This is a genomic window from Nostoc favosum CHAB5714, assembly GCF_020829495.1.
In the GTDB taxonomy this organism is placed as follows: domain Bacteria; phylum Cyanobacteriota; class Cyanobacteriia; order Cyanobacteriales; family Nostocaceae; genus Nostoc; species Nostoc favosum.
In genome coordinates this window covers 1-2718 of sequence record NZ_JAIVFQ010000232.1, presented here as the reverse complement: position 1 = coordinate 2718, position 2718 = coordinate 1, and the positions used below count along the sequence as shown (strand labels likewise).

The window sequence follows — 2718 nt, the reverse complement described above, 5'->3', positions numbered from 1 at the left end:
TCGGCGTTTTTTTGTGAGTTTTTTACCGATTCTCAATTAATCTTAGCGATCGCTTCCGCCTGCCCACTTGAGTAAATTCATATATAGCAACCTTTTTGGGCTTTCCTATCCGTCGAACTCACGTTAAGTAAAGTCAGTGGTCTAAAGCGAACTACTGAGGTTATAGAACACCGCTCAGGTGGCGACTTTAGTACTGTTTATAAGTCTCCAGGACAAAGCAAGTACGATCCCATCACCTTAGAACGAGGTGTTAGTAGCAAAAATTCTGATTTTGAACAATGGGCAAATCTGGTCTGGAAGCTTGGTGATACTACAGAAATGTCTCTAGCAGATTTTCGTAAAAATATCACTATTGAGGTTCGTGATGAAGCTGGGAAGCCAGCGGCTTCATATACAGTTTTCAGTTGCTGGGTTTCAGAATATCAAGCTTTACCAGACCTTGATGCTAGTGCTAATGCTGTCGCTATCGAGTACATAAAGATAGAAAATGAAGGTTGGGAAAAAGCTTCATGATTAACTAGGCTTAGTTAATCAGATTTAATTGTTCAACCAGCAGGGAAATAGACTATGCGATCGCTATCAACCTCAGAACTGTTAAATATCTGGGAATGGGGACGTAATCAGCCATCTTGGTCTAAAGCAATCAAGCTACTAACTGGTGCTTGTCCTGATACCTCCATAGATACGCTTACTCAACTTAGTCTCGGTCAGCGTGATGCTATGCTGCTGACATTGCGAGAGTGGACATTTGGTTCGCAACTGGTTAGTCAAGTGACTTGTCCAACCTGTGGTGAAGTCTTGGAACTTAATTTTGATGTTGCAGATATGCGTGTAGCATCACTGTCACTTGAACTAGTTGAAAAATATTGTCTTGAGCTTGCTGATTATCAGGTGAGTTTTCGTCTGCCAAACAGTTTAGATATGATAGCGATCGCTGAACACAAACAGCCAGAGATGGCCCAAGAGATTTTATTAGAACGCTGTATTTTGCAAGCAGTGTGTAATGGTGAATATCTACCGTTTCAGCAATTACCATCTCATGTGAGAGATGCAATTATTGCCCAAATGGCTCAAGCAGATCCTCAAGCAAATGTACCAATTGATGTTTCTTGTTGCGCTTGCAACCACCAATGGCGATCGCTATTTGACATTGTGTCGTTCTTCTGGGCTGAGATTAACCCTTGGGCGTTTCGAGTTTTGCGAGAGGTGCATACTTTGGCAGTTGTTTACGGTTGGCGTGAAGCTGATATTTTGGCTATGAGTCCCAGACGGCGGCAATTGTATTTAGAGATGGTGGTGAACTAATGAGTAATTATCTCTTTGATTTGATAGCTAAAAGCTTTAACTTAATCGATACAGTTCAACCTCTTGTATTATCAGTCTTTGAACCGTTACCGGAGGCTAACCTTGACTGGGAACCATCGATTACCACAGAATCAACTGAGTTGGAAACAACATCTGAACCAGAGAAATTTACATTTGATACTGTGCAGTTGTTGGAGAAGCGATCGCTTGCAACAAATTTGCAAATATCTGAAGAGATAACTAACCCGTTTTTAACTAATTTTTCTTCAACGCCTGTTCAAGCTTCCCAACATATAGCATACAAGCCTGACTTAGAATTATCCTCTAATTGGCCTTTTTCAGAGTCAGTACTGACTCAAATCAGTACTAATAATCAGCAATTGACTTCAAATACAGAACCAAAAACCGGCATTACTCCACCAACTTTTGCTCATACTCTATCAGAGAGACAACTAACTAAAAATAATCCTGTTGTTTATTTTGTCCAATCTTCAAACATTAATAATCAGGAATTAGCTTCAAACACAGACAAAAAAACAAGCACTAATCCACTAATTTTTGCTCCTAGTCTATCACAAAAGCAACTAACTAAAATTAATCCTCTTATTTCTTATGTCAAACCTTCAAATGTAGCTAATTGGAAATCATTTCTCACTCACCCTTTTCTAGAATCATAAATACTTTCAACGACTGTAAATCAAATAATACCTTATTCCAAAACAGACCTATTGAAGTCTGCACTTGTATCACAAATAAAGACTTTTCTATCGAATCACCTCATTCCTGTACAGACTCCAGAATCAAATACTTCTCTCTCTAACCCAATCTCTAAAAAGAGCCAGCTTACACCTAAATTTTTACCCCAGCAACCAATTGGCATTAATCATCTGAGTTTATCTTTGCAATTACCTAGAAAGTCAGATTTACAAATACCTTTCAACGAAAACTCAACAAAGTCAGTAATATTTACATTTGCTCCTCAAGAGAAAACATTTTCGCACCCAAGTCTGAATACCACAATTTTAAGGACTGTGATCGCAAATAAAAATAATGCTCCTGTCTCAAAGTTAGTCGTAGAGAAATCAGGAGAACTGAAAACTCAATTATTAAATAACAAATCGATTGAAATTAATCGATCAGTTTCTCTTGATCCCTTAGCAAAAGTATTAAATATCAAACAAACTCTTTCGCAAATACAACTAGAAACTAGCACTATCTTATCAATCCCTAGCGTTATACAACCGGGAAAATCTGTAACTGAAAACTTACATAAGCAACCTACAGTAGTAACCGTTCAGGGGGTACGCCTGCGGCGCACCACCTAACATAAACGTTGTAGCTATTTGACTATAAGAAGTGTAAGCACAAAGATGCAAACCTAAAAAAAAGAAATTTGATTGAATTTTTGATTGA

3 protein-coding genes and 1 pseudogene are annotated in these 2718 nt (G+C 38.2%); all 4 read left to right on the top strand.

Translation table 11 applies throughout. The features are described from left to right. Positions 1-132: 132 nt before the first annotated feature. A pseudogene (locus LC586_RS40200) lies at positions 133-513 on the top strand (phage tail protein); the annotation flags it as partial. Between the two features lie 54 nt (positions 514-567). Continuing rightward, the gene (locus LC586_RS40195) at positions 568-1305 is read left to right on the top strand and encodes a T4 family baseplate hub assembly chaperone (protein ID WP_229491336.1); all 738 of its coding nucleotides are present in this window, start codon (positions 568-570) and stop codon (positions 1303-1305) included. Continuing rightward, positions 1305-1982: a hypothetical protein gene (locus LC586_RS40190; RefSeq protein WP_229491335.1), complete on the top strand. Its 678-nt coding sequence runs from the start codon at positions 1305-1307 to the stop codon at positions 1980-1982. The genes LC586_RS40195 and LC586_RS40190 overlap by 1 nt, the downstream gene beginning before the upstream one ends. Before the next feature lie 51 nt (positions 1983-2033). Next, on the top strand, positions 2034-2630 hold the full coding sequence (locus LC586_RS40185) for a hypothetical protein (protein ID WP_229491334.1): 597 nt from the start codon (positions 2034-2036) through the stop codon (positions 2628-2630). Positions 2631-2718: the final 88 nt, after the last annotated feature.

Bases quoted from the DNA above. Each gene is read 5' to 3' on its own strand.
- LC586_RS40195 (WP_229491336.1), top strand. From the start codon at position 568: ATGCGATCGCTATCAACCTCAGAACTGTTAAATATCTGGGAATGGGGA.
- LC586_RS40190 (WP_229491335.1), top strand. From the start codon at position 1,305: ATGAGTAATTATCTCTTTGATTTGATAGCTAAAAGCTTTAACTTAATC.